The following is a 400-nucleotide window of genomic DNA, read 5'->3' as shown; positions in this document are numbered from 1 at the left end:
AGGTGCAAACATTTTGTCCGCAACCAGAAACCTGCTGCACACTTACGGCCGGAATGGCATTCGATGCCAGCGCTTGGGAGTTGTGGTCTGCATTATACAATCGTAGCACATTGCTGCTCCCGCCCAGGGCGGCAGCAGGAGATCCTCTGCTTCTCCTGCAATGGTGGCGTGATCAACCACTGAACGCCGCCTTTTTGGTCACGCCGCTTGCTGCAACGGCTTTGGAAGACGAGCTGGTAACTCCCATGTTGGAGTACTTGCTTATTGGCGGTGACCGTCTGCAGCGTGTGCCTTCCCGGCTACCGTCGCCTCTCAAGTTAATAAACAACTATGGCCCGACGGAAGTTACCGTGGTGGCAACCTCGGGACGGCTCTTCAGTGACAACACTGTGCCACATAT

At 55.5% G+C, this 400-nt stretch carries 1 protein-coding gene; it reads left to right on the top strand.

Going from position 1 to position 400, the window contains the following annotated elements:
• Positions 1-53: 53 nt before the first annotated feature.
• The coding region (locus tag EN749_RS38460; protein WP_348629416.1) for an AMP-binding protein at positions 54-400 on the top strand (347 nt) is incomplete at its 3' end.

This window comes from Mesorhizobium sp. M7A.F.Ca.ET.027.02.1.1 (assembly GCF_004022985.1).
In the GTDB taxonomy this organism is placed as follows: domain Bacteria; phylum Pseudomonadota; class Alphaproteobacteria; order Rhizobiales; family Rhizobiaceae; genus Mesorhizobium.
This window is presented reverse-complemented; position numbering and strand designations above follow the sequence as displayed.